We start from the raw sequence: 26780 nt of genomic DNA on the forward strand, positions 1-26780 counted from the left end.
GGTGGCGAAGGCCGATCCGCTCGCCCGGTACAACCGGATGCGCGATTTCGCGAAGACCGCCGAACCGCGCGGTGAGATCGCGCCGGGAACGGGTCGCCGCTTCGTCGTCCAGAAACATGATGCGACCCGGCTCCACTGGGACTTCCGGCTGGAAGTGGACGGTGTGCTCAAAAGCTGGGCGGTGACGCGCGGACCCAGTATCGACCCTGACGAAAAGCGGCTCGCGGTGCGGACCGAGGATCACCCGATGCGCTATGCCGAGTTCGAAGGGACGATCCCGGCGGGCCAATATGGCGGCGGCACCGTCATGCTGTGGGATCTGGGCGAATGGGCGCCGGTGCCGGGCAAACGGGCGGAGGATCTCGACAAGGGCCATCTCCATTTCCGCCTCGACGGCATGCGGATGAAGGGGGAATGGCTGTTGATCCGCCTGAAGCCGCGCGGGAATGAAACGCGCGAGAACTGGCTGCTCCGCAAGATCGACGATGCGGAGGCGGGGGCCACCGACGCGCTGGTCGAGACCGGCCTGACGAGCGTGACGACGGGCCGTACGATGCAGGAAATCGCCGATGGCGCCCCGCCGCGCGATCCCGCGCCGGGCGCACATCCCGGGGGGCGCCGCTCCGCCGGGCGATCCGCGAAGGACAAGCTGCCCCGGTTTCGCGCGCCGCAGCTTGCGACCCTTGTCGATACCGTGCCGTCGGGCAATGGCTGGCTCCACGAAATGAAATATGACGGCTATCGCGCGTTGCTCGCGATCGGCCCGGGCGGGCCGCGCCTCTATACCCGCAGCGGCCTCGACTGGACCGACCGGTTCCGCGCGATCGCGGACGCGGCGCGGGCGATTCCGGCGGCGACGGCGCTGATCGATGGCGAGGTGGTCGCGTTTAAGGACGGCAAGCCCGATTTCGCGACGCTTCAGGACATTCTGTCCAATGGCGGCGGCGCGCTCGCCTTTTTCGCCTTCGACCTGCTCGAACTGGATGGCGAGGATGTCGGACGGCGCCCGCAGATCGAGCGTAAGGAGCGGCTGCGCGCGCTGATCGACCGGGTCGATTCCCCGCTGCTGTTTTCCGAACATGTGCTGGGCGCGGGCGAGAAACTGTTCGAGGCGATGTGCCGGGAGGGGCATGAAGGCATCGTCTCGAAACGTGCCGACGCGCCCTATCGCGGCGCGCGCACCAAATCCTGGCTGAAGATCAAATGCACCCGGCGGCAGGAATTCGTCATCCTGGGCTGGAGCGAGAGCGGCGCGCGGGGGCGCGGCTTCGCCTCGCTGCTGCTCGGCCTGCACGACGGCGAATCGCTGCGCTACGCGGGCAAGGTGGGGACCGGCTTCACGCTCGACGCGACCCAGGATATTCGCGCCCGCCTCGACCGGCTGTCGCGCAAGACGCCGCCCGCCCAGGTCCCGCGCGCCGCCGCGCGCGGCGCGCATTGGGTAACGCCCAATCTGATCGCCGAAGTCGCCTTTGCCGAATTCACGCGCGAACATATCGTGCGCCATGCGAGTTTCCTTGGCCTGCGCGAGGACAAGGATGCCGGTGACGTGACGATCGAGGAGGCAAAGGCGGTGCCGGAGTTCGAACCCAGCGATGTGAGGATCAGCAGCCGCGACCGGGTGATCTTTCCCGATGCGGGCGTGACCAAGGGCGACCTGGCCGATTATTACGCCGCGATCGCGCCGGTCGCGCTCCCCTGGCTCGCGCATCGGCCGATCAGCCTGGTGCGATGCCCGCAGGGGCGCACCCGGCAATGCTTCTTCCAGAAGCATGATGCGGGAAGTTTCGGCGATCATGTGCGGCATGTCGATATCCGGGAGAAGGACGGATCGGTCGAACCCTATCTCTATGTTGACGATGTCGATGGCATGCTCGCCTGCGTGCAGATGGGGACGATCGAATTTCACGGTTGGGGAAGCCGGGTCGCGGATGTCGAGAAACCCGACCGGCTGGTGTTCGATCTCGATCCCGATGAGGGGCTCGGCTTCGATGCGGTGAAGCGCGCCGCCGCGGACCTGAAACGGCATCTGGCGGACCTTGGCCTTGTCAGCTGGCCGATGCTTTCGGGGGGCAAGGGCGTGCATGTCGTGGTGCCGCTGACCCCCCGTGCCGAATGGCCGGCGGCGAAATCCTTTGCGGAGCGGTTCGCACGCGCGCTCGTCCAGGCCGAGCCCGACCGCTTCACCGCCAATATGAAGAAGGCGGAGCGCAAGGGGCGTATCTTCATCGACTGGCTCCGCAACCAGCGCGGCAGCACCGCCGTCCTGCCCTATGTCGCCCGCGCCCGGCCGGGAGCGCCCGTCGCCGCTCCGGTCGGCTGGAGCGAGTTGCGCGACATCGATACGCCGCAGCGGTTCGGCGTGCGCGATATCGACACGCTGATCGCGCGGGCGAACGGCCGCGCGCTGAAGGGGTGGGGGCTGGCCCGACAGGTGCTTCCCGACCTCTGACGGACAGCGTGATCTGTGTTGCGCTGCGGCAGCAATGCCGCCACAACGCGCGGCGAAGGGGGCGGATATGGCGAGCGCTGCGGCGACATCCTTGTTCGATGCGGCGACGATCGCGGGGCGGTGGACCGCCGCCTATCGTGCCGCGACGCCGGCGACCGATGTGCTCCACGCGGCCGGCCTGGACGATCCCGCCTGGAACGCCTTGTTCGAGGAACTGGCGGGGCGCGCCGGCGACGATCTGACGCGTGCGCGTGAAAGCGCCCAGCGCCATGCCGAGGATATCGGCACCGGATTTCGCATCGCCGGCGAGGGGGAGGAACGCCCCTGGCCGCTGTCGCCCGTCCCGCTGCCGATCGCGAAACAGGAATGGCTGGGAATCGCCGCCGGCGTCGCCCAGCGCGCCGACCTGCTCGAAGCGGTGCTGGCCGATTGCTATGGGGCGCAAAAGCTGGTGGCGGGCGGCTATCTTCCGGCGACGCTGGTCACCGGCAGCCCGTTCTTCCTGCGGCCGATGATGGGGCTGACCCCGCCCGGGGGCTATCATCTCAATTTCGTCGCGGTCGATCTGTGTCGCGGTCCTTCCGGGGAATGGCGCGTCCTTGCCGATCAGCTGCGCGCGCCGGTCGGTGCCGGCTATGCGCTGGAAAACCGGCTCGCAATGTCCCAGATGCTCGGCGGGTTGCAGTCGCGGCTCAACATCGATCGGCACGCGCCGTTCTTCGCCGCCTTTCGCGAAGGGATCGCCGCGCGGTGCCGCCGGGCCGACCCGCGGATCGGGCTGCTGACGCCGGGGAAGCTCAACCCCAGCTATGCCGAGCAGGCGCATCTCGCGCGGTATCTGGGCTTCCTGCTGGTTGAGGGCGGCGATCTGGCGGTGCTGGACGATCGCGTCTATCTGCGCACGATCGCGGGGCTCAAGCGGATCGACGCCCTGTGGCGGCGGATCGACCCGCGCCTGATCGATCCGCTGGCGTTCGATTCGCATTCGGCGATCGGCGTGCCGGGCCTGGTCGATGCGATGGCCGCTGACGAGGTGGTGGTCGCCAACGCGCCGGGCGCCGGGATGCTGGAGGCGCGTGCCTTCGCCGCCTTCCTGCCGCGCCTGTGTACCCGACTGACGGGCGAGAATCTGAAGCTGGCCAATATCGCCACCTGGTGGTGCGGGCAGGCGCGCGAGTGCGCGGAGGTGGCGGCCGATCTCGACAACATGCTGATCGCGCCGGCGTTCGGCGTGGCGACGAACGTGCTGGCCGATGGCGCAGGGATCCTTGGCGCGAACATGACGACGGATCAGCGCGCGGCGCTGGTCGCCGATCTCGCCCGACGGCCCCAGGATTATGTGGGGCAGGAGGTGGTCCGGCTGTCGACGATGCCGGTGGTCGCCGACGGCGCGCTGGCGGCGCGGCCGTTCACGCTGCGTGTCTTTGCGGCACGCGGCGCGGATGGCGGCTGGCACGTGCTGCCAGGCGGCTTCGCCCAGATCGGCGAGCATGCAGACGCCCGCGCGGCGGTGATGGGGGAGGGCGACTGGTCCGCCGATGTCGTCATCCATGGCGCGGACCCGGTGCCGCCCGTGACCCTGCTGCCCAGTGACGACACCACCCAGCTGCGCCGCAATCCCGGCACGCTGCCCAGTCGCGTCGCCGACAATCTGTTCTGGCTCGGCCGCTATCTCGAGCGGGGCGAGGCACTGCTCAGCATCATTCGCGCGCTGCTCGGCCATTCGATCAGCGCCGACAGCGGCGCGGCGCTCTCGGCGGAGACGGTGCAGCGGCTGGTCGATACCGCGGTGATGGCGGGCGCCGCCCCGGCGCCCGCGAACCTGCGCCGCGCGGAACTCAGCCGATTCGCCCATGCGGCGATGGATTCGCCCGATGGCTGGTGGGGCGTCCGCGCGATCAATCGCCAGGCGCGCGGCATCGGCGCGGTCAGCCGCGACCGGCTCTCCGCCGACATGATTCGCCTGCTCGACGCGCCCTTCCCCACGCGTGGCGGCGCGCTCGATCGCGCGGGGTCGCTTCAGCGGCGCTATTCGGCGCTTGCCGGGCTGAGTGCCGAGCATATGGGGCGGACCGATGCCTGGCGGTTCCAGGATCTGGGGCGTCGGATCGAACGCGCGATCTGGGCGATTCGCGCGATCCGCAACTTCGCGCAGCCGCGCGCGACAAGCGACGATCTCTCGACGCTGCTCGACCTTGCCGACAGCCAGATCAGCTATCGCCAGCGGTATCTGACCGGTCTGGCGCGCGTGCCGGTGGTCGATCTGGTCGCGCTCGATCCCGGCAATCCGCGCGGCATCGCCTTTCAGGTCGCGGCGATCACCGATCATCTCGCGCGGTTGCCGGTCCTGTCGGACGACGGCCTGGCCGAGCCGCAACAGGCGGAGGCCGCGATACTTGTCGCGACGCTGGCGACGGCGCAGGCGGCGACGCTCGACATGGCGACGCTGGACGCGCTTGAACATCGCCTGGCCACCCTGTCCGACGCGGTCGCGCGCCGCTATTTCCTGCAAGGGTCGGAACCGTTGCGCGCCGCGGGACTCGTGCTCGCCTGATGCTGTACGACATCCGCCACGTGACGCGGTTCGCCTATGCCGAACCGGTCGGCTTCGCGCGCTGCAACCTGCGGCTGAAGCCGATCCACTGGTCGGGGCAGGAACTGCACGACTATGATCTCAGCATCGAGCCGGGGGGGCGGGTCGCGCCCGCCCGGGCGGAGGCGGGGTTGGCCAATGTCCTGCGACTGGTGGTCGCGCAGGCGGCGAAGAGCCTGACGATCGAGAGCCGGTGCCGGATCGCGGTCGATCGCGCGGTGCCGGTGCCGTCGTCCACCGATCCCTCGCTGGAGCAGGTGGCGCAGATGGCGCGCGACAGCCGCGATGCCGGTCCTGCCAGCCCGGCGGCCTATCTCTTCCCCTCGCCGCTGATCCCGCTCGACGCGGACATCGCCGCCTGGTGCGCGCGCGATCTTGATCCCGAACGCGGCGCGCTGGAGGCGGGGATCGCGCTGGCGCGGCGGATCCAGACGGAATTCGCCTTCGATCCCACCGCGACGCTGGTCGATACGCCTCCGCATGAGGCGTTCGTGAAGCGCGGCGGGGTGTGCCAGGATTTCGCCCAGATCATGATTTCCGGCCTGCGTGCGGCGGGGCTGCCGGCGGCCTATGCCTCGGGATATCTGCGCACGCTGCCACCGCCCGGCCAGCCGCGTCTGGTCGGTGCCGACGCCACCCATGCCTGGGTGCTGCTATGGTGCGGTCCCGAACGGGGCTGGGTCGGGTTCGATCCGACCAACGGCATCTGGATGGCGAGCGATCATATCATCGTGGCGGTCGGCCGCGACTATACGGATATCGCGCCGATCGACGGCATCGTACTGGGATCGGGCGCGCAGGACATGCAGGTGTCGGTCGATGTCGAACCTATCGGAGATGCCGACTGACCTTGCATCCGGCGGCATCCGCGCCGATCTAGCGGGCTAACACGCCGATATTTCAACGACCGGGGAAGACTGTGGCCGATCCTTACGCAACCTTGGGAGTCTCGCGCGGGGCCAGCGAGGACGAGGTGAAAAAGGCGTATCGCAAGCTCGCCAAGGAACTGCATCCCGACCGCAACAAGGACAATCCAAAGGCCGCCGAGCGATTCAGCACGGTGACCCAGGCCTATGACCTGTTGATGGACAAGGACAAGCGCGCGCGCTTCGACCGGGGCGAGATCGATGCCGAGGGCAACCCGACATCGCCCTTTGGCGCGGGCTTTGGCGGCGGCGGCGGCGGCCATCCGGGCGGTGGTTTTCGTCCGGGCGGCGCGCAGTTCGATTTCGGCGGCGGCGGCGACGCGGGGTTCGAGGATATTCTGGAGGGCCTGTTCGGCGGTCGCGCCGGTGGCGGGTTCGGCGGGCAGCAGGGCGGTGGCGGCTTTTCCAGCGGCTTTGGCCGGCGACCGCCGCCGGCAAAGGGCGCCAATGTCGCCTATCGCCTGCGCGTTCCGTTCGAGGATGCCGCCGCGCTCAAGCCCCAGCGGATCCAGTTGCGCGATGGCGGGACGATCGACCTGAAGCTGCCGAAGGGTGTCGAGACCGGCACCCAGATGCGTCTTGCCGGCAAGGGCGATCCCGGGCCGGGCGGCACCGGCGACGCGATCGTGACGATCGAGATCGAGCCGCACCGGTTCTTCACCCGCGACGGCGACGATGTGCGGCTCGACCTGCCGGTCACGCTGAAGGAAGCGGTCGAGGGTGCGGGGGTACGCGTGCCGACGCCCGAGGGGCCGGTGAACCTCAAGGTGCCGGCCGGATCGAGTTCGGGCAAGACGCTGCGTCTCAAGGGGCGGGGCTTTCACGGCAAAGCGGGTCGCGGCGACCAGCTGGTGACGCTGATGATCGAGATTCCGGCGGACGATCCCCGCCTTGCCGAATTCGTGGCGGGCTGGTCGGACGAGGGGAACCCGCGCGCCCGGCTGGGCGTCTGAGGCTGGATGGCCGACGACACGCCCGCCCAGCAACGCGCCGACGCAACGATCTCGCCCGAATCCCCTGAGGCGCGGCAGCGCGGCTTCAGCAAGCGCCTGTCCGATCTGGGCGTAACCGACCGGATGATCGAGGTGTCGAAGCGCGTGCTGGTCGGCGCCTATACCGACGGGTTCACGCTTGCCGGCAACCTCGCCTATCTCAGCCTCGTCACGCTCTTTCCGTTCTTCATCGTCGCCACCGCCGTCGCCCGGCTGCTCGGCCGCACCGGCGACGGGTTGCAGACGGTGGCGGCGTTCCTGCGCACCGTGCCGCCCGATGTCGCCGAATTGCTGCGCGGCCCGATCATCGAGGTGCTGGAGGCGCGGTCGGGATCGCTGCTCTGGCTGGGCGCGCTGGTCGGACTGTGGACCACGTCCGGGTTCATCGAAACCGTGCGGGCGATCCTGCGCCAGGCCTATGGCGTTCCGTCCGGCACTTCGTTCTGGCGGTTGAAGCTGGGCGCGATCGGCATGGTCATCGGTTCGGTGATCCTCGCCATGATGGCGTTCAGCTTTCAGGTGCTGCTGATCGGGGCGGAGGAATTCATCCTGCGGGTCCTCCCCTTTGCGTCGGATACGGCGCGGATCATCTCGATCACCCGGATCGCGCCGGGGATCGCGTTGTTCGGCGCGCTCTACATCCTGTTCTATACCCTCACCCCGACCAAATATCGCCGATCCGACTGCGTCAAATGGCCCGGGCCGCTGTTCGTCACCATCTGGTGGCTCGCGATCACCGCGCTGTTGCCCGTCGTGATCGGCGCCTTTGGCGGCTATGGCCTGACCTATGGCAGCCTGGCCGGGGTGATGGTGGCGCTGATCTTCTTCTTCCTTGTCGGGTTCGGCGTGGTTATCGGGGCGGAATTGAACGCGGCTCTGGCGGAAGTACCGCCGAAAGGTCTAGAGGAGCCGCACGGCAAGCCGGAGGAATGACGTCGTGACCGGATTGATGCAGGGCAAGCGCGGACTGATCATGGGCCTCGCCAACGATCGTTCGCTGGCCTGGGGGATCGCCAAGAAATTGCACGAACAGGGGGCGGAACTCGCCTTCAGCTATCAGGGCGAAGCGCTGGAAAAGCGGGTTCGCCCGCTCGCCGAACAGCTTGGCAGCGATTTCCTGATCGATTGCGATGTCGCCGATATGGACGCGCTCGACACGGCGTTCGCGACGCTCGCCGCGCGCTGGCCGACGATCGACTTCGTGGTTCACGCGATCGGCTTTTCGGACAAGAACGAACTGCGCGGCGGCTATGTCGATACCAGCCTCGACAACTTCCTGATGACGATGAACATCAGCGTCTATTCCTTCGTCGCGGTGGCGAAGCGGGCGAGCGCGATGATGCCCGACGGCGGATCGCTGCTGACGCTCAGCTACTACGGCGCGGAAAAGGTCATCCCGCATTACAATGTGATGGGCGTGGCCAAGGCGGCGCTGGAAACCAGCGTCCAGTATCTGGCGGTCGATCTGGGCAGGCAGAATATCCGCGTCAACGCGATCAGCGCCGGCCCGATCAAGACGCTGGCGGCAAGCGGGATCGGCGACTTCCGCCTGATCCTCAAATGGAACGAGCTGAACAGCCCGCTCAAGCGCAATGTGACGATCGAGGATGTCGGCGGCGCGGGCCTTTATTTCCTGTCCGACCTGTCGAGCGGCACCACCGGCGAAACCCACCATGTCGATGCCGGCTATCACGTCATCGGCATGAAGGCCGAGGACGCGCCGGATATCGCACTGGCCTGATGTCGGCAGCATCATGACGATCGCGATCCGCCCCGCGACCGGCGGCGATGTCGCCGCGATCGACGCCTTGCTGCGGCGCAGCTTTCCGGCGCCGGACGAGGCGAATCTGGTTCGTCAGCTGTGCATCGATGGCGACATGGTGCTGACGCTGGTCGCCGACGATGCGCAGAGCGGCGCGCTCGCGGGCATGGTCGCGTTCAGCCGGATGGAGGTGCGCGTCAACGATGTCGCGCTTGCCGCCGTCGCGCTGGCACCCGTGGCGGTGGAGGCGGCGTATCGGCGACAGGGCGTGGCGGAGGCGCTGATCGCTGCGGGACACCGGCACCTGGCCGATGCGGGCTATCTGCTCAGCTTCGTGCTGGGTGAGCCGGGCTATTACGGTCGCTTCGGCTATGCCGCCGATCTCGCGCGCGGGTTCGACTCGCCCTATGCCGGCGACTATCTGATGGCGCTGGCGTTGCAGGACGGGAAGCTGCCCTGTGGCGTGCGCGGCGTCGCGGCCCATGCGGGTGCGTTCGCGGGACTGGCGGAGAACGCCTGAAGTTCGGCGCGAATTGGCTTTTGGCCGACCCGCGATCCTTCTTGCTTCCAAATGACCGGTATTTGGGCAAGGAGATGGCGCCATGAGCTTCAACACCTTCGGCCGCGTGCTGCGCTTCACTACGTTCGGCGAGAGCCACGGCCCGGCGATCGGCGCGGTGGTGGATGGCTGTCCGCCGGGCCTCGCCCTGACCGAAGCCGATATCCAGCCGTTCCTCGACAAGCGTCGCCCCGGCCAGTCGCGCTTCACGACGCAGCGGCAGGAGCCGGATCAGGTCCGCATCCTCTCGGGCGTGTTCGAGGGGCGGACGACCGGCACGCCGATCGGCCTGTTGATCGACAATGTCGATCAACGGTCGAAGGATTATTCGGAGGTCGCTTCGGCCTATCGCCCCGGCCATGCCGACTATGCCTATGACGCGAAATACGGGTTCCGCGACTATCGCGGCGGCGGGCGCTCCTCGGCGCGCGAAACCGCGATGCGCGTCGCGGCGGGGGCGGTCGCGAGGCGGGTGATCCCTGAGGTGACGATCACCGCCTGGGTCGAGGCGATCGGCGGCGACGCGATCGATTACGACCGGTTCGACGCGGCCGAGATCGGCAACAACCCGTTTTTCTGCCCCGACCCCGCCGCCGCTGCGCGCTGGGAAGTGCTGGTCGATGATGCGCGCAAGGCCGGATCGTCGCTGGGCGCGGTCATCGCGTGCGAAGCGACCGGTGTGCCGGCGGGCTGGGGCGCGCCGCTCTATGCCAAGCTCGACAGTGAGCTTGCCGCCGCGTGCATGAGCATCAATGCGGTGAAGGGCGTCGAAATCGGCGACGGTTTCGCCGCTGCCGCACTGACCGGCGAGGCGAATGCCGATCCGATGCGGCCGGGCAATGATGGCGCGCCCGTCTTTCTCGCCAACCACGCCGGCGGCATCGCGGGCGGCATCTCGACCGGCCAGCCGGTGCGCGTGCGCGTCGCGTTCAAGCCGACCAGTTCGATCCTGACCCCGGTCGAAACGGTGACGCGGGACGGCGCGGCGACCGATATCCGGACCAAAGGGCGCCACGATCCCTGTGTCGGCATCCGCGGCGTGCCGGTGGTCGAGGCGATGGTGGCGCTGGTGCTCGCCGACCAGAAGCTGCTGCACCGCGCCCAGACCGGCTGATCGGTCCACCGCGCCCGGCCACCGGCTGATGGCCCGACCGACGTTGATCGGCGTTGGGACGAGGCGCCAATCGGGCGCCGATTGGCGTGCCGCGCGTTCACACCTGGCCATGTAACCAGGAGTTGTTCCCATGCGAAATCGCGCTTTGTTCAGCCTGATCGTCCTGTGCGGCTCGTCCGCCGCGCTCGCCCATCTGCCGTCCGGGCAGGATGGCGCTCCCATACAGAACGGGACAGGCAACGAGGTCCTGCTGAACGATACCGTCGCCAACGAAACGATGTCGAACACGATGGATGTCGAGCCGAGTGCCGCGCCGGCCGACCCCACCGACAACGGCACCGAAACCCCGCCGGAGCCGCAACTGGAGCGTTGAGCCGGCCTTAGTCGGCAAAGGGATCGCGGACCAGGATCGTGTCCTCCCGCTCGGGGCTGGTCGAAACCAGCGCGACCGGACAGCCGATCAGTTCCTCGATCCGGCGGATATATTTGATCGCCTGCGCGGGCAGCTGCGCCCAGCTGCGCGCGCCGGCGGTCGATTCGCTCCAGCCTTCGAATTCCTCATAGACCGGTTGCGCGCGGGCCTGGTCCTGGGGGCTGGGCGGGAGATAGTCGTAGTGGCGCTCCCCGACCGAGTAGCCGGTGCAGATTTTCAGGCTCTCCATCCCGTCGAGAATGTCGAGCTTCGTCAGCGCGATCCCGGTCACCCCGCTGACCGCGACCGACTGGCGCACCAGCACCGCATCGAACCAGCCACAGCGGCGCTTTCGCCCGGTCACCACCCCGAATTCGCGCCCCCGCGTCCCGAGCAGTTCGCCGATTTCGTTATCCTGTTCGCTGGGAAACGGCCCGGAACCGACCCGCGTCGTGTACGCCTTGACGATTCCCAGCACGAAGCCGACCGATCCGGGACCCAGGCCCGATCCCGCCGCCGCCGACCCGCTGACCGTGTTGGACGAGGTGACGAAGGGATAGGTGCCGTGATCGACGTCGAGCAGCACGCCCTGCGCGCCTTCGAACAGGATGCGGCGGCCGGCCTCCTTCGCTTCCTTCAGCGTCAGCCACACCGGCGCGGCATAGGGCAGCACCGCCGGCGCGATGTCGCGCAATTCGTCGAGCAGCTTTGCCCGGTCGATCGGCGGGTGGCCGAACCCGGCGCGCAGCGCGTCGTGATGCGCGCACAGCCGGTCCAGCTGCGCGTCGAGATCGTCGAGATGGGCAAGGTCGCACACGCGGATCGCCCGGCGGCCGACCTTGTCCTCATAGGCCGGACCGATGCCCCGGCGGGTGGTGCCGATCTTGCCCGCGCCCGATGCATCCTCGCGCAGCGCGTCGAGGTCACGATGAAAGGGGAGGATCAGCGGCGCGGTTTCGGCCACCTGCAACGTGTCCGGCCCGATCTCCACCCCCTGGGCGCGAAGCCGATCGATCTCGTCGCGGAAATGCCAGGGGTCGAACACCACGCCATTGCCGATCAGCGACAGCGTGCCGCGCACCAGCCCGGACGGAAGCAGCGAGAGCTTGTAGGTCTTGTCGCCGACGACCAGCGTATGGCCGGCATTGTGTCCGCCCTGAAAGCGGACCACCAGATCGGCGCGGCTGGCGAGCCAGTCGACGATCTTGCCCTTGCCCTCATCGCCCCACTGGGCGCCGATCACCGCGACGTTGGCCACTTCTTCATCCCTTCGGCTGATGCGCGGTCCCCCTAAAGGCCGGGGGCGTCCGCGTCCAGCGTCAGGCGTCGAGCGTTTCGCGAACCTTCGCCGCCAGCGCGTCGATCCCGAACGGCTTGGGCAGCAACGGCCCGGCGCCGTTCAGGCGATCGGCCAGCAGCTTCTCGTCGGGGGTGTAGCCGCTGGTGAACAGGATGCGCAGATCCGGCTGACGCTCGCGCGCGGCACGGGCCAGCGCGTCGCCGGTCATTTCGGGCATCACAACGTCGGTGAACAACAGCGTGATCTTCTGCCCGCGCTCGATCAGGCCCAGCGCCTCGCGCCCGTCATGCGCCTGAAGCACGGTGTAGCCGAGTTCGCGCAACGCCTCGACCGAATAGGCCCGCACCCGTTCCTCATCCTCCACGACCAGAATTACTTCGTCCGGGCTGCCCGTCCGGATCCCTCCCTCGGCCATCGCGACCTTGGCGGCGGCGGTCGCGCCGGCATGGCGGGGGAGAAGCAGGGTGACGCGGGTTCCCTCGCCCAGCCGCGTATCGATCGACACATGGCCGCCCGACTGGCGTGCGAAGCCGAACACCTGACTGAGGCCCAGCCCGGTCCCCTTGCCCACCCCCTTGGTGGTGAAGAACGGATCGAACGCGCGCGCCGCCGTCTCGTCCGACATGCCCGATCCGGTGTCACCGACCGTCAGCGCGATATAGTCGCCGGCGGGAATCCCCATGTCTTCGGCCACTTCCGGCTCGATCGTGCGGTCCTCGGTCGCCAGCGTGAGCGTGCCGCCGCCGGCCATCGCGTCGCGTGCATTGACCGCCAGGTTCAGGATGACGTTTTCGAGCTGGTTGGGATCGGCCAGCGCTGCCCCGATGCGCGGCGACAGCCGGGTTTCGACCACGACATTCTCGCCGATCGTGCGCATCAGCAATTCGATCATGCCATTGACCCGTGCGTTGATGTCCAGCGGCACGGGGGCGAGCGGCTGTTGTCGCGCGAATCCCAGCAGTCGCTGGGTCAGCGCGGCGGCGCGCGTCGCACCGTCCCTGGCGGCGACGATATAGCGATCGAGGTCGATGCTGCCCTGGGCGATCCGCCGTTCGAGCATGTCGAGCGCGCCGATCACGACCGCCAGCATGTTGTTGAAGTCATGCGCGATGCCGCCGGTCAGCTGGCCGATCGCTTCCATCTTCTGCGCCTGGCGCAACCGCTCCTCGACCGCCATCAGCTGCCCGGTGCGTTCCTCAACCGCGCGCTCCAGCTCCTCGCGGGAGCGGGCGAGTACCTCGCGCGCATCGACGATCTCCTGGATGTCGGTGCAGGTGCCGAACCAGCGGATGATCGCGCCGGCATCGTCGCGCACCGCCTGCGCCCGCCCCAGCACCCAGCGATAGACGCCGCTGTGATGCCGCAGCCGATATTCGATATGATAGGGTTCGCCGGTCTTCAGGCTGTGTTCCCAACGTTGCCACGCGCGATCCTGATCGTCCGGATGGAACATGTCGTTCCAGCCCTCGCCGTCGGTCGATCCGGGCGGAACCCCGGTAAATTCGTACCAGCGATCGTTATAATAATCGTGATAGCCGTCGGGCAGCGTCGACCAGACCATCGGGTCGATCGAATTGGCGATCGCGCGGAATTTCTCCTCGCTTTCGCTCAGCGCGGTCACTGCGGCCGCCCGTTCGACCGCGTCCCATGCGATTTCCGCCACCGCCTCGATGACGGCGATTTCATCCTTGGTCCACGCGCGCGGTTCGGCCTGGTTGGCATAGAGCGTCGCGACCCATTGACCGCCGCGCATGAGCGGGACGCCGATCGCGGCGGGCGAGACCCGGTCGAGGCCGGCGGCGCGATAATCGGGATGGCTCGCCATGTCGGCAACGACCAGCGTACGCCCCTCGCGATATGCGTCGGAGATTTCGCGATGCATATAGGCGTCGGTTTCGCCGGTCAGCGCGGGCAGCCGTCCGTTCGTCACCGAAGGTCCGAACTGTGCCGCCCCGTCGGCGATCACGCGGTAGAAGCCCACCCGGTCGATTTCGAGCCGCCGGGCCAGCGCGGTGGCGCTCAGCTCCATGATCGCCTCCGGCGAATCGAGCGCGCGCTGGCGGTCGGCCAGGCCATAGATGAACGCCTGATCCTCGGTCGCAGCCGTCAGTTCGGCCGCCGCCCGCGTCGCCGCCTCTTCCGCGACCCGGCGTTCGGTGATGTCGAAACTGACCCCGGGAAAGCGCAGCGGGCGGCCCTCGGCATCATAGCTGCACCGGCCCTGCGCGGTGACCCAGCGGATGCGCCCCCGCCCGTCGATCAGCCGGTATTCGCTGGCGAAGCGATCGCCGCTCTCCACGGCATGGTCGATCTCGCGCTGCACCCGCGCCGCATCGTCGCGATGGATGTTCGCGAAGAACGTCTCGATCGGCGCGCCTTCCTCGGCGATGCGGGGATCGACGCCGTACAGCCGTGCGAAGCGTGCATCGGTGCGAACCAGATTGGCCGGCAGGTCCCAGTCCCAGACGCCGACGCCGTTCGATGCGTCGAGCGCCAGTTGCAGCCGTTCCTCGCTCTCGCGCAGCCGGGTTTCGGCCGCCGCGCGTTCGGTGACGTCATGCGCCTCGACAAAGATGCCGGTCGTCTCGCCATTGGGGTCCTTGATCGGCTGATAGACGAAATCGAGCAGGCGGGTTTCCGGGCCGTCGGCACGCTGAAGCATCACCGGCGCCGCAGCCGCACGAAACGGCTCTCCGCTGGCATAGACGCTGTCGAGCAGGTCGATAAAGCCTTGCCCGATGACTTCGGGCAATGCCGCCGCGACCGACACCCCCAGCACGTCGCGCCCGCCGATCAGATCGAGATAGGCGGGATTGGCGAGTTCGAAGACATGGGTCGGCCCGCGCAGGATCGCGGTGGCGCCCGGCGCCTGATCGAACAGTTCGCGCATCCGCTCGATTTCGGCGGCCCGCGCGCGCTCGGCCAATACCGTGCGGGTGGTCTCGTTACCCTGGTTCAGAACTCCGACCACTGCTCCATATTCGTCGCGGATCGGGGTGAAGCTGTAGTTCCAATAGGTTTCGGTGATGCGCCCGCCACGCATCATCCCCAGTTGCTGGTCGAATGCGGCGAACCCGTCGCCGCTTTCGATCACGGCCGCGAATTGCGGGCCGACAACGTCCCAGATTTCGGGAAACACGTCCTCGCCGCGCTGGCCCAGCGCCCAGGGGTGGCGTTCGGCCGGAATGTGCGCCCATGCGTCATTGTAGAACAGGCGCAGGTCCGGTCCCCAATAGATGGCGGTCGGAAACTGCGACCCCATGCAGATGCCGAGCGCGAAGCGCAGCGGCTGGGGCCAGCTGTCGGGCGGGCCGACGGGATTGTCGCTCCAGTCATGTTCCCGGATGCGCCGGCCCATCTCGCCGCCATGCTCCAGGAATTTCAGCTCGGAGTACATGGCGATCAGCGTTGGAGGGGGACCGGGACGCTGTCAACGGCGCACGCCCCACTCGACAGACGATTTCCTGCCCCTATTTGAAGGGAATAGCGAAAAGGGAGAGCGCCAGCGTGAAACTTGCCAGTCTGAAACAGGGCCGGGACGGCCGTCTTGTCGTCGTTTCCTCGGATCTCGCCTGGTATGCCGATGCGGGACATATCGCCCCGACGCTCCAGGCGGCGCTCGACGATTGGGACCGTGTCGAGGGCGATCTGCGCAACCTGTCCACCGATCTCGATCATGAGGTGATCCCGCGCGAGCGGTTTCACGAACGCGATGCCGCCGCGCCGCTGCCCCGCGCCTATCAATGGGCGGACGGCTCGGCCTATGTGAACCATGTCGCGCTGGTGCGTCAGGCGCGCAATGCGGAGATGCCGGACAGCTTCTGGCACGACCCGCTGATGTATCAGGGGGGAAGCGACGGCTTTCTCGGCCCGCGCGACCCGATCCCGCTCGCCGACGAAAGCTGGGGCTGCGACCTTGAGGCGGAGGTGGTGGTGGTTACCGGTGACGTGCCGCTGGGCGCGACCCGGGAAGAGGCGCTGGCGGCGGTGCGCCTGGTCGGTCTCACCAACGATGTCTCGCTGCGCAACCTGATTCCGGGCGAACTGGCCAAGGGCTTCGGCTTTTTCCAGTCGAAACCGGCCAGCGCCTTTTCGCCGGTGTTCGTGACCCCCGACGCGCTGGGCGACTGGTGGCGGGAGGGCAAGCTGCATCGCCGGTTGATGGTCGATCTCAACGGCCAGCCGTTCGGCCGGGCGGAGGCCGGGGAGGACATGACCTTCGATTTCGGCACGCTGATCGCGCATGCGGCAAAGACCCGTGCGCTGGGCGCCGGCACGATCATCGGATCGGGAACCGTATCGAACCGCGACGAGGGCGGCGGACCAGGCAAGCCGATCGCGGACGGCGGCGTCGGCTATTCGTGCCTTGCCGAAGTGCGGACGGTCGAGACGATCCTGCGCGGCAAGGCGGAGACGCCGTTCCTGAAGGCCGGCGACACGGTGCGCATCTGGGCCGAGGACGACAAGCATCACCCGATCTTCGGCGTGATCGAGCAGACGGTCGAGGGCTAGAGGGCGAGCGGAAGCTGGCGGCTGGTGAGCGGCCAGCGCGCCAGCTCGACATGCTGCGTCGCGCCGACGAGGCTGTGGATCAGGACGAACTCGCCTGCGTCCCACCAGATCGGCTCGATCGCGTGCTGGTAGGGCGGACCGTCGCGGTAGAGCAGGGTGACGTGCGGGTGAAAGTCCCACCGTTCGCGGAGCAGGCCGGTCCTTCGCAGGCGGTTCGCGATGTCGCGGCCGAGGTCGGTGAGCGGGGGAATGTTGCGGCTGGGCCGCAGTGCGACCGATCGGTTGCTCGCCGCCAGCCTGTCGAGCCGGATGCGCGGCGGGTCCGCCTGGATCGACCGGCCGATCTCGATCAATGTTCGTGCCGCGGCGCCGGGCGGCGAGGCGAAGTCCGGGGTCACGCCGAGCGTCAGGTGGAGCCGGTCGTTCGCGACCGGCGTGTCGCCGGCCAGCGCGTCGCGCTGCCACCCGATCAGGTTGCGCTGGCGCGGCGGCGGGCGGAGCGCGAAGAACAGCCGGTGCCGGATCGCCGCCATCAGTGAAAGTCGCGCGACTTGACGGGGATCGATTCGTGCTCGGGCCAGTGGTTGCTGTCATGGGGGGCGGGCCATCCGGGCGCGCGGCGATCCTGTAGGCGCGGTTCGCATTCGGGCTTCCGGTCGCGCGGATCGATCGTGCCGCCATGGGTCGCGCCGTCACCCGGCATGGTCATGCGCGGCAGGTCGGTCTCGCCGACCTTGCGCAGCAACGAGGTCAGGTCGGTGATCGCATCGGCAACGACGTGGATGACGATCCCCTCGCGCTGCACTCGCCCGCGAATCGCCAGCATCGTCGCGGCCATCACCGTGCGGCGATGCGCCTCGAACCGGTCGGGCCACAGCACCGCATTGGCGATGCCGGTTTCATCCTCCAGCGTCACGAACACCACGCCCCTGGCGCTTCCGGGGCGCTGACGGACCAGGATCAGGCCGGCGACATGGACGCGCGCGCCATCCTTCATCCCGGTCAGGTCGCCGCACGGGCGGATGCCCTGCGCCGTCAACCGGTCACGCAGAAAGGCGAGGGGGTGGGCGCGCAGCGAGAGTTGCGTGGCGCGATAATCCTCCACCACCTCCCGGCCGGCGCTCAGCGGGTCGAGCACGACCGGCGGCTCGCTGTGCGCCGCCACGATCCGCCCTTCGCGCAGGTCGGCGGCGGCGAACAGGTCGAGCGGCGCCTGGCCCAGCGCGCGGATCGCCCAGAGCGCCTGGCGCCGGTCGATGCCGAGCGAGCGGAAGGCATCGGCCCGCGCAAGCCGCTCGAGCGCGGCCGGCTTCACCCGCGATCGTTGCCATGCATCCTCGATCGACACGAACGGGCCGGCGCGCCGCGCGTTCAGGATCGCCTCCCCGTCCTCCCTGGCCAGTCCGTGGACGATCCGCATGCCCAGCCGCAGCGGCATCAGGCCGGCCCATTCCCCATCCGTACCCCAGAAACCGGCATGGCGCGGACGGCGATTGGGCCGGTCGGTCAGCATTCGCATGTCCCACCCACTGTCGTTGATGCAGACCGGATGCACCTCCACCCCGTGCGCACGGGCATCGCGAACGATCTGGGCGGGGGCGTAAAACCCCATCGGCTGGGCATTGAGCAACGCACAGCAAAAGACGTCGGGATGATGGCATTTCATCCAGGACGAAGCATAGGCGATCTTTGCGAAGCTTGCGGCATGGCTTTCGGGAAAGCCGTAATTGCTGAAGCCGCGAATCTGTTCGACCAGCCGCTCGGCGAACGCATCTGCGATGCCGTTGGCGCGCATGCCCGCGATCAGCTTCGGGCCGAACTCGCCGATGTCGCCGGTCGATTTGAACGTCGCCATCGCACGGCGCAGACGATCGGCCTCGGCAGCGGAAAAGCCCGCGCCGGCGATCGCGACCTGCATCGCCTGTTCCTGGAACAGCGGCACGCCCAGCGTCTTCTGCAACACCGCCTTCAGTGCGGGTGAGGGATAATCGACCAGATCCGGGTTCTGCCGGCGCTTCAGATAGGGGTGGACCATATTGCCCTGGATCGGGCCGGGGCGCACGATCGCGACCTGGATCGCGATGTCATAGAAATTGACCGGCTTCATGCGCGGCAGCATCGACATCTGCGCGCGGCTTTCGATCTGGAATACGCCCAGCGTGTCGGCCTGGCGGATCATCCGGAACGTGTCCTCGTCATCCTGCTGCATCACCGGCGAGGCGAGGGTGATGTGCGTCCCCTTGTGCGCGGCCAGCAGGTCGAACGCGCGGCGCATGCAGCCCAGCATGCCCAGGCCCAGGATATCGACCTTCATGAAGCCCAGATATTCGAGATCGACCTTTTCCCATTCGATGACATGCCGATCGACCATCGCGGCCGGCTCCACCGGCACCAGATCGTGGAGCCTGTCGCGGGTCAGCACGAAGCCGCCGGGATGCTGTGACAAATGGCGCGGCGTGCCGATCAGTTCGCGTGCGAGCGACAGGGTGAGGGCGAGGCGATGATCGGTCGCATCCAGATTGAGCGCGGCGACATGTTCCTGCGGCACCCCCTCGTTCGACCAACCCCAGACCTGGCTCGCCAGCGCGCCGGTCAGGTCCTCGGGCAGGCCCAGCGCCTTGCCGACTTCGCGTACCGCGCCGCGCGTGCGAAACCGGCTGACCACGGCGGTCAGCGCGGCATGGTCGCGGCCATAGCTGTCATAGATCCACTGGATGACCTCCTCGCGCCGCTCATGTTCGAAATCGACATCGATATCGGGCGGCTCCTTGCGTTCGGTGCTGATGAAGCGTTCGAACAGCAGCTGGTGCCTGATCGGATCGATCGAGGTGATGCCCAGCGCGAAACAGATCACCGAATTGGCCGCCGACCCACGCCCCTGGCACAGGATCTGCTGGCTGATCGCGAACTGGACGATCGAATTGACGGTCAGGAAATAGGGCGCATAGCCCATCTGCTCGACCAGGCCGAGTTCATGGTCGAGCAGGTCGAGATGTGCCTGTGACGGGCGTCCCGCGAATCGCTGCTTCAGCCCGTTGGTGGCGAGAATCCGCAGCGCCTGTTGCGCGGATTTGCCGGTCAGCACCTCTTCCTGCGGATATTGGTGGCGCAGGTCGCGCAGGGTGAAGGTGCAGCGTTCGGCGATCGCCACGCTCGCCCGCAGCGCGTCGGGCCATCGCGCAAGGCGCCGCGCCATCGCCTCGGGTGGTTTCAGGTGGCGGTCGATGCTGCGCTCGCGCCGCAGCCCCAGATCGTCGATCGTACATTTCTCGCGGATCGCGGTCACCACGTCCTGCAACATGCGGCGGTCGGGATGGTGATACAGCACATCGCCACTCGCGAGAGGGGTCAGGCCATGTCGCCGCGCGTCGGCATGGATCGCCTGCAACCGCTGCGCCTCGTTCGGGCGTCGCTGCGGCGTCATGCAGACATGGCCGCGACCGGCGAACAGATCGGCCATCCATTCAAGGTCGCCGGCAACGCCGCGCGGCACCAGTGCGCCGACCAGCCCTGCGCAATGCGCGGCGACATCGTCCCAGTAAAGGAAGCATCGCCCCTTTTCCCCCCGCTGCGCATCGGCGCGCGATTTGCCCAGGGTGAGCAGGCGGGTCAGGCGGCTCCAGCCGGCACGGTCCTCTGGCCACACCAGCAGCGAGGCGCCATCGACCAGGTCGAGCCGGCAGCCATTGACCGGGCGGATCGCCACCCCCTGCTTTGCCAGCTCGTCGCTCGCGAACAATGCCTGCACGGCTCCGGCGAGCGAATTGCGGTCGGCGATGCCAAGCGCGCGATAGCCGGCCAGGGCGGCCTGGCCGAACAGTTCGAGCGGGGAGGAGGCCCCGCGCAGGAACGAGAAATGCGTCGTTGCCTGTAGCTCGACATAATCGATCGCGGTGGAACTCATCCGAACAGGCCGTGCAGATACCAGCTCAGGTCGCCGGTCGCGGCCCGCTCGCCATCGCCACGGCGGAACAGCCAGTACCGCCGGCCTTCTTCGTCCTCGACGCGGAAATAGTCGCGCATCGCATGGGTCTCGGCAGCCCGCTTCCACCATTCGCCGGCGATGCGTTCGGGGCCGTCGGCGCGGGCGACGCGGATCGTCCGCCCGCGCCAGGTGAAGCGGCGTGGCGGCTGGTCGGGCAGTTCGGCAAGGACGTGGTCGAGCCGTTCGGGACGGTGGAGCAGCCGCACCGGGCGCGGCCAGTCGGGCCGCCAGGGGTCGGGCGGATCGCGCGTATCGAGCTGGCGGACATCGTCCATACGCCGCCGCCCGCTGGCGAGGCGGGGCGGATCGAGCACGCCGTCGCGCGCCACGCTGCGTTCGGGTACGTCGCTTTCGGCCGGCCGGATGCGCCACAGCCGGCGCGGGCCGACCCGGGTGGCCAGCATATCGGCGAGCGGGGCGAGGTCGGGCGTCGTCGCCGCGTCCAGCCGCGCGTCGAACGGCTCCGCGGCGAGCGGATCGGCGCGGCGCACATGCAGGGTGATGGCATCGATGCCGAATCCCGGCTCGATCGTTTCGATCCGCCGCGCGATCAGGCGCAGCAGGTGCATCGGGTCGCGGCTCGCCCGGGCCAGGCCGATGCGGATTTCCTGCGGCACGCCATCGACCCGCTCGGCGACCAGCTCGATCAGCCGCGCACCCAGGCCCGCCCCCTCCAGCACGGCGCATAGCTCCGGCGCCAGCGCGGCGATCCAGTGGGCGATCGCCTCGGCGGTGCCGATCGGCTCGGCAAAGCGGCGCTGGACGCGGATCGGGTCGCGCGGCACGACCGGATCGATCGGTTCCGCCAGCGTTCCCAGCGCCTGTTCGAGCCGGGTGACGAGCGTACCCCCGAACCGGCGCCTGAGCGGAGCGCGGGGCAGGCCGGCAAGCGCGCCGATGCGATCAATGCCGAGCCGGCGGAGCAGCTCGATCTCCGCCGGATCGACCCGCAAGGCGGCGATCGGCAACGGGGCGAGCGCGGCGGCATGATCGCCCGGCGCGCACAGGCTCAGCCTGTTTCCGCCATAATGGGCGATCGCCCAGGCGGCGCCGGGCGTGTCGGCGACGGCGATCCGCGCTCCATGGCCATGGCGGGCGAGCAGGCGCAGGATGCGGTGCGCCATCGCCGCCTCGCCACCATATAGGTGCGCGACACCGCTCAGGTCGATCAACAGCGTATCGGCGCCTTCCACCGCCACGCCGGGCGCCCAGCGCCGGGCGGCCAGCGTGGCGAGCCGGTCGAGCGCGGCGCGGTCCCCCTGCGGGTCGGCGGGGCGGACATCCAGCCCCGGCACCATCGCCCGCGCCTGCGTCACCGCCATCCCCGGCAGGATGCCGATCGCCCGCGCCGCTGGCGAGGCGGCGGCGACGAGGATGCGGTTGCCCTGACGGATCGAGGTGACGGTCGCGCCCGGTTCGGCGCGGGGCGGCGGCGGCGATTGGGGCGTGAAGGGCCGGTCGGGCCTGCCCGCCGGAATCTGCTTGCCGACCTCGTCCGATTGCATCGGGTGGAAGGGGTTGCCCGCCGCCTCGTCGCGGCGACCCAGTTCGCGGGTCGGCGGGCGCTGGTGCGCGGGCAGCGCGGCGATCTGGCGTTCCCGTTCGATCCGCGCGGGGGGCGCGGCGCCATGATCCTGTCGCGCCCAGCGCGCGCCGGGGCGCCATCCGCCGCCGCGCGGGACCGAACAGGCGATCCCCTGCTCGGCGATCGCACCGGTGCGCAGCGCGTCGATCCCGGCCGGTTCGCCGGGATCAGGCGGCGCGGCGGGTGGCTCCGCCTGCCGCAGCCGTTCGATGGGCCAGTCGGGCAGGTAGAGCGCAGCGACCCGTTTCATCGCACGCCTCCACTTGGATGTCGAAGGGATCGCCCCCCTTTTGCCGGGCGAGCGACAGCTGCCAGCGCGCCCGGCCCACCCCTTCGACCGGCAGCGGTGCCGAGGGCGCACTCGCCACGCGCCAGCGGGTGACGGCGGCGGACGGTGCGCCCAGCGGATCGCCGGCCTGTCGCGGATGGCGCTTCATCAACAGCGCGACGGTCCGCCCGCCCTCCGCAGCGAGCTGGAGCCGGCGCGTGGCGGGCATGGCGACGCGCCGGGCCTCGCCCACCACTGCACCCAGGCCCCGATGGCGCAGCCCTTCCTCCATGATCGCCAGCAATTCGGCGTCGTCGGCCGCTTCTGCATACAGTACCCGCTTGGGCGCGAGCCCCGCCTGATACAGGCCCGGCGCGAACAGGTCGCGGCGGCGCACCACCCATAATACCGGCCCCCATGCCCGCGCGGCGATGCCCGCGACGAACAGCGTCGCGGCCGCGTCGTCGGTCAGGTCCGGGGTCGCTGCCGCCACCTCGTGCAGCGCGTCGAGCCGCAGCCCGCCATCGGCGAGCCGGGCGTCGAGCCGCGACAATCCGAAGGGCAGCACCGGCCGGCGGCGAAAACCGCTGGCTTCGATGCCGCGCAGCGTCTCGCGCAGCTGGCTGATGACGGCGGGATCGGCCATGCCGACGCGCAAACTCCGACTCGGGTTGAATTGTTCCTATTTTGTTCCAATACGCCCCTGAGTCAATGCGTGCCGGAGTCAACTTGCCAATCGGCGGGTGATGCGTATCATCCCTCTATCACACCACCTTCAGGGGAATTCGATGAAGCCCGTTTCCGGCGCGATCCTGCTTGCCACCACCTCCTTCCTTGCAACGTCCACCGCCGCCGAGGCCCGACCGATGCCCCAGAGTGCAACGACCCCCGCGACACCGGCGAGCGCCGCCGCGCCCGATCCCGCGCCGATGCTCGACAAATGGCCCGGCCCCTATGAAGGGGTGCCGCAGTGGGACAAGGTGACCCCGGCGATGTTCCCCGCCGCTTTCGAAAAGGGCATGGCCGAAGCGCGCGCCGCCTTCGCCAAAATCCGCGACAATCCGGCCGCACCCACCTTTGCCAACACGATCGAGGCGAGCGAGAAATCGACGACCTCGATCAGCCGCATCTTCCCGGTCTGGGGCGTCTATACCAGCAACCTCGCCACGCCGCAGGTTCAGGCGATCGCGCGTGAATGGAGTCCGAAACTCTCGGCCTTCTTCACCGAACTCAACCTCGACCCCAAAATGTTCCAGCGGGTGAAGACGCTGTACGACGCGCGCGATACGCTCGGCCTCAACGTCCAGCAGATGCGCCTGCTCGAGCGCACCTATCGCGATTACGTCACCTCCGGCGCGCTGCTCGACGCGGGGCAGAAGGCCGAGATCAAGCGGATCAACGGTGCGCTCTCGACGCTCTACACCGAGTTCAGCCGCAAGGTGCTTGCAGATGAAGAGACCGCGATCATCGTCGATGAGTCCGCACAACTCGCCGGCCTGCCCGACAGTTTCAAGGCCAGCCTGGCCGAAGAGGCGAAGGCGCGCGGACAGGCGGGCAAATGGGCGATCAAGAACACCCGTTCGTCGATGCAGCCGTTCCTGATGTACGCCACCAATCGCGACCTGCGCGAAAAGGTGTACAACGCCTATATCAACCGTGGCGACAATGGCGATGCGAACGACACCAACGCGACGATCGCCAGCATCCTGAAGCTGCGCCAGGAACGCGCGAAGATCCTCGGTTTCAAGAACCATGCCTGGTATCGCATGGACGACACCATGGCGGAAACGCCCGACAATGCGATGAAGCTGATGATGTCGGTCTGGCCGGCGGCGGTCGCGCGGGTGAAACAGGAGGTCGCCGACATGCAGGCGCTCGCCGATCAGGAAGCGGCGGCGGGCAAGGGGCCAAAGATCACCATCCAGCCCTGGGACTATCGCTTTTACGCCGAAAAGGTGCGCAAGGCGAAATATGACCTCGATGAAAGCGAGGTGAAGCCGTATCTCGAACTGAACAATATCCTTCAGGGCGCTTTCTACGCGGCAGGCCGCCTCTACGGCCTCGAATTCACCGAAAACACCGGCAAGATCCCCGTATTCCACCCCGATGTCCGCACGTTCGAGGTGACGCGCGGGGGCAAGCCGGTCGGCATTTTCTACTTCGATGCGTTCGCGCGCGCCGGCAAGCGGTCGGGTGCCTGGGCGACCAGCTATCGCAGCCGTTCGGGGCTGCGGGGCGACAACATCGTGCTGGCGTCGAACAACAACAATTTCACCAAGGGCGGCGCGGGCGAGCCGACGCTCATCAGCATCGACGACGCCTCGACGCTGTTCCATGAATTCGGCCATGCGCTGCACAGCCTGCTCGGCAAGGTCTATTATCCCGGCCTCGCCGGCACCCCGCGCGACTTTGTCGAATATCCCAGCCAGGTGAACGAGAACTGGTTGCTCACCCCCGACGTGCTCAACCGCTATGCCAAACATTACAGGACCGGCGAGCCGATTCCGGCCGCGCTGGTCGCGAAGATCGAAAAGGCATCGACCTTCAACCAGGGGTTCGACACGGTGGAATATCTCTCTTCCGCGATCGTCGATATGAAGCTGCACAATCGCGACCAGCCGGTCACCGATCCCGACGCGTTCGAACGCGAGACGCTGGCAGAGCTTGGCATGCCCAAGGAGATCGTGATGCGGCACCGCCTGCCGCAGTTCAATCACCTCTTCTCCTCCGACGCCTATTCCGCCGGCTATTATTCCTATCTGTGGTCGGAAACGATGGACGCCGACACCTGGGCCGCGTTCGAGGAGACGGGCGATGTCTGGAACAAGGGCGTCGCCGACAAATTCCGCACCATCCTGCTGGAAACGGGCAACGAAACCGATCGCAAGGATGCCTATCGCGCGTTTCGCGGGCGCGATCCCGACGTGAAGGCGCTGTTCAAGCGGCGCGGCTTTCCGACCGAATAAAGGTTGGGGCGGGCGGGCCGGTAACGGTCCGCACCGGGCATGGAAAAGGCGGCGACCCGATCCGGGGCGCCGCCTTTTCCTGTTCGTCCGTGTCGGGCGTCAGGCCAGCGCGGCCTTCAGATCCTCGACCAGATCGGTGCGCTCCCACGGGAAGAAGTCGCCTTCCGCCTTGCGGCCGAAATGGCCATAGGCGGCGGTGCGCGCATAGATCGGCTTGTTGAGGCCCAGATGCGTGCGGATGCCGCGCGGAGTCAGGCCGCCCAGCTTCTCGATCTTGCCGATCGCTGCCTCGATCCGGTCGTCGCCGACGGTGCCGGTGCCATGGGTATCGACATAGAGCGACAGCGGCTTGCTGACGCCGATCGCATAGGCCAGCTGGATCGTGCAGCGCTGGGCCAGGCCGGCGGCGACGATATTCTTCGCCAGATAGCGGGTGATATAGGCCGCCGAACGATCGACCTTGGTCGGATCCTTGCCGCTGAACGCGCCGCCGCCATGGGGCGCGGCGCCGCCATAGGTATCGACGATGATCTTGCGCCCGGTCAGGCCGGCATCGCCGTCAGGACCGCCGATCTCGAACGATCCGGTCGGGTTGATGTGATAGACGGTTTCGTCCGACAGCAGGTCGGCCGGGATCACATCCGCGACCACCGACTTCACATAGGCGTGCAGCTCGGCTTCCTTTTCGCCCGCGTCATAGCCCGGCGCGTGCTGGGTCGACACGACGATCGCGGTGCAGGCGACGGGCTTGCTGCCCTCATAGCGCAGCGTGACCTGGCTCTTCGTGTCCGGCTCCAGGAACGGTGCCTTCTTCGAATGACGGTCGGCCGCCATCTGCTCCAGGATCTTGTGGCTGTAATAGAGGGTGGCCGGCATCAGATCGGGGGTATCGTCGGCGGCATAGCCGAACATGATCCCCTGATCGCCCGCGCCCTCGTCCTTGTTGCCACTGGCGTCCACGCCCTGGGCGATGTGCGCCGACTGGCCGTGCAGGTTGTTCTCGAAGCGAAGCGTTTCCCAGTGGAAGCCGTCCTGCTCATATCCGATCTTCCGGACGGTATCGCGCACCGTCTTTTCGATCTCTTCCTTGGCGCCCGGCGCCCATGCGCCATTTTCATAGACGCCCTTGCAGCGGATTTCGCCCGCCAGCACGACCAGCTGGGTCGTGGTCAGCGTTTCACAGGCGATGCGCGCTTCGGGATCCTTGGACAGGAACAGATCGACGATCGCGTCCGAAATCTGGTCCGACACCTTGTCGGGATGACCCTCGGAAACCGATTCGGAGGTAAAGAGATAGCTGGAACGCATGATTTTCCTCGAAAAATGGCTGGGCCGTTGCCATGCCCGTGGCCGG

Annotated in this window: 18 protein-coding genes; 11 read left to right on the forward strand and 7 right to left on the reverse strand. The window is 68.0% G+C overall.

Annotated features, from left to right (window positions below; all coding sequences use genetic code 11):
• Position 1: 1 nt before the first annotated feature.
• The 9 genes from ligD to KF783_RS10545 all read left to right on the forward strand — a co-directional run bounded on the left by ligD (position 2) and on the right by KF783_RS10545 (position 10771).
• Positions 2-2452, forward strand: a complete 2451-nt coding sequence (gene ligD, locus KF783_RS10505) for a DNA ligase D (RefSeq protein ID WP_294079063.1) — start codon at positions 2-4, stop codon at positions 2450-2452.
• 67 nt (positions 2453-2519) lie between these two features.
• Positions 2520-5006 (forward strand): circularly permuted type 2 ATP-grasp protein, encoded by a 2487-nt coding sequence (locus tag KF783_RS10510; protein ID WP_294079066.1) that lies wholly within the window; start codon positions 2520-2522, stop codon positions 5004-5006.
• Entirely contained in the window at positions 5006-5893 is an 888-nt protein-coding gene (locus tag KF783_RS10515; RefSeq protein WP_294079069.1) for a transglutaminase family protein, read from the forward strand. The genes KF783_RS10510 and KF783_RS10515 overlap by 1 nt, the downstream gene beginning before the upstream one ends.
• Positions 5894-5964: 71 nt before the next feature.
• On the forward strand, positions 5965-6924 hold the full coding sequence (locus KF783_RS10520) for a DnaJ C-terminal domain-containing protein (RefSeq protein ID WP_294079071.1): 960 nt from the start codon (positions 5965-5967) through the stop codon (positions 6922-6924).
• Between the two features lie 6 nt (positions 6925-6930).
• Positions 6931-7896 (forward strand): YihY/virulence factor BrkB family protein, encoded by a 966-nt coding sequence (locus KF783_RS10525; RefSeq protein WP_294079074.1) that lies wholly within the window; start codon positions 6931-6933, stop codon positions 7894-7896.
• Between the two features lie 4 nt (positions 7897-7900).
• A complete protein-coding gene (gene fabI, locus KF783_RS10530; protein WP_294079077.1) occupies positions 7901-8704 on the forward strand; it encodes an enoyl-ACP reductase FabI in 804 nt (267 codons plus the stop codon).
• A 13-nt stretch (positions 8705-8717) separates the two neighbouring features.
• Positions 8718-9245, forward strand: coding sequence for an N-acetyltransferase (locus tag KF783_RS10535; RefSeq protein WP_294079078.1), 528 nt, complete (start codon positions 8718-8720; stop codon positions 9243-9245).
• A gap of 82 nt (positions 9246-9327) precedes the next feature.
• Positions 9328-10398: a chorismate synthase gene (gene aroC / locus KF783_RS10540; RefSeq protein WP_294079081.1), complete on the forward strand. Its 1071-nt coding sequence runs from the start codon at positions 9328-9330 to the stop codon at positions 10396-10398.
• Between the two features lie 130 nt (positions 10399-10528).
• A complete protein-coding gene (locus KF783_RS10545) occupies positions 10529-10771 on the forward strand; it encodes a hypothetical protein (protein ID WP_294079083.1) in 243 nt (80 codons plus the stop codon).
• A 7-nt stretch (positions 10772-10778) separates the two neighbouring features.
• Here KF783_RS10545 and KF783_RS10550 read toward each other — a convergent pair whose 3' ends face one another.
• Both KF783_RS10550 and KF783_RS10555 read right to left on the reverse strand, forming a co-directional pair.
• Positions 10779-12068 (reverse strand): adenylosuccinate synthase, encoded by a 1290-nt coding sequence (locus tag KF783_RS10550; RefSeq protein ID WP_294079085.1) that lies wholly within the window; start codon positions 12066-12068, stop codon positions 10779-10781.
• Between the two features lie 61 nt (positions 12069-12129).
• A complete protein-coding gene (locus KF783_RS10555) occupies positions 12130-15507 on the reverse strand; it encodes a PAS domain-containing protein (RefSeq protein WP_294079087.1) in 3378 nt (1125 codons plus the stop codon).
• A 110-nt stretch (positions 15508-15617) separates the two neighbouring features.
• Between KF783_RS10555 and KF783_RS10560 the strand changes: the two genes are divergently transcribed.
• Positions 15618-16622 (forward strand): fumarylacetoacetate hydrolase family protein, encoded by a 1005-nt coding sequence (locus tag KF783_RS10560; RefSeq protein WP_294079088.1) that lies wholly within the window; start codon positions 15618-15620, stop codon positions 16620-16622.
• On the opposite strand, the gene KF783_RS10565 is transcribed toward KF783_RS10560, so the two are convergent.
• Genes KF783_RS10565 through KF783_RS10580 form a run of 4 tightly spaced genes read right to left on the reverse strand, consistent with a single transcriptional unit; the run spans position 16619 to position 23106 of the window.
• Complete coding sequence (locus KF783_RS10565; protein ID WP_294079090.1) at positions 16619-17155, reverse strand: 2'-5' RNA ligase family protein; 537 nt, start codon at positions 17153-17155, stop codon at positions 16619-16621. The two genes, KF783_RS10560 and KF783_RS10565, sit on opposite strands and share 4 nt — an antisense overlap.
• Positions 17155-20526, reverse strand: a complete 3372-nt coding sequence (locus KF783_RS10570; RefSeq protein WP_294079092.1) for an error-prone DNA polymerase — start codon at positions 20524-20526, stop codon at positions 17155-17157. The genes KF783_RS10565 and KF783_RS10570 overlap by 1 nt, the downstream gene beginning before the upstream one ends.
• A complete protein-coding gene (locus KF783_RS10575) occupies positions 20523-22442 on the reverse strand; it encodes a DUF6504 family protein (protein ID WP_294079094.1) in 1920 nt (639 codons plus the stop codon). Before KF783_RS10575 ends, KF783_RS10570 begins: the two co-directional genes overlap by 4 nt.
• Positions 22360-23106 (reverse strand): protein ImuA, encoded by a 747-nt coding sequence (locus KF783_RS10580; protein WP_294079096.1) that lies wholly within the window; start codon positions 23104-23106, stop codon positions 22360-22362. Before KF783_RS10580 ends, KF783_RS10575 begins: the two co-directional genes overlap by 83 nt.
• A gap of 142 nt (positions 23107-23248) precedes the next feature.
• Between KF783_RS10580 and KF783_RS10585 the strand changes: the two genes are divergently transcribed.
• The gene (locus tag KF783_RS10585; protein WP_294079098.1) at positions 23249-25426 is read left to right on the forward strand and encodes a M3 family metallopeptidase; all 2178 of its coding nucleotides are present in this window, start codon (positions 23249-23251) and stop codon (positions 25424-25426) included.
• Positions 25427-25525: 99 nt separating this feature from the next.
• On the opposite strand, the gene metK is transcribed toward KF783_RS10585, so the two are convergent.
• Positions 25526-26734 carry a methionine adenosyltransferase gene (gene metK, locus KF783_RS10590; RefSeq protein WP_294079100.1) on the reverse strand — a complete coding sequence of 403 codons (1209 nt, stop codon included), beginning with the start codon at positions 26732-26734 and terminating at the stop codon, positions 25526-25528.
• Positions 26735-26780 lie beyond the last annotated feature (46 nt).

It is taken from the genome of Sphingomonas sp., from assembly GCF_019635455.1.
In the GTDB taxonomy this organism is placed as follows: Bacteria; Pseudomonadota; Alphaproteobacteria; order Sphingomonadales; family Sphingomonadaceae; genus Sphingomonas.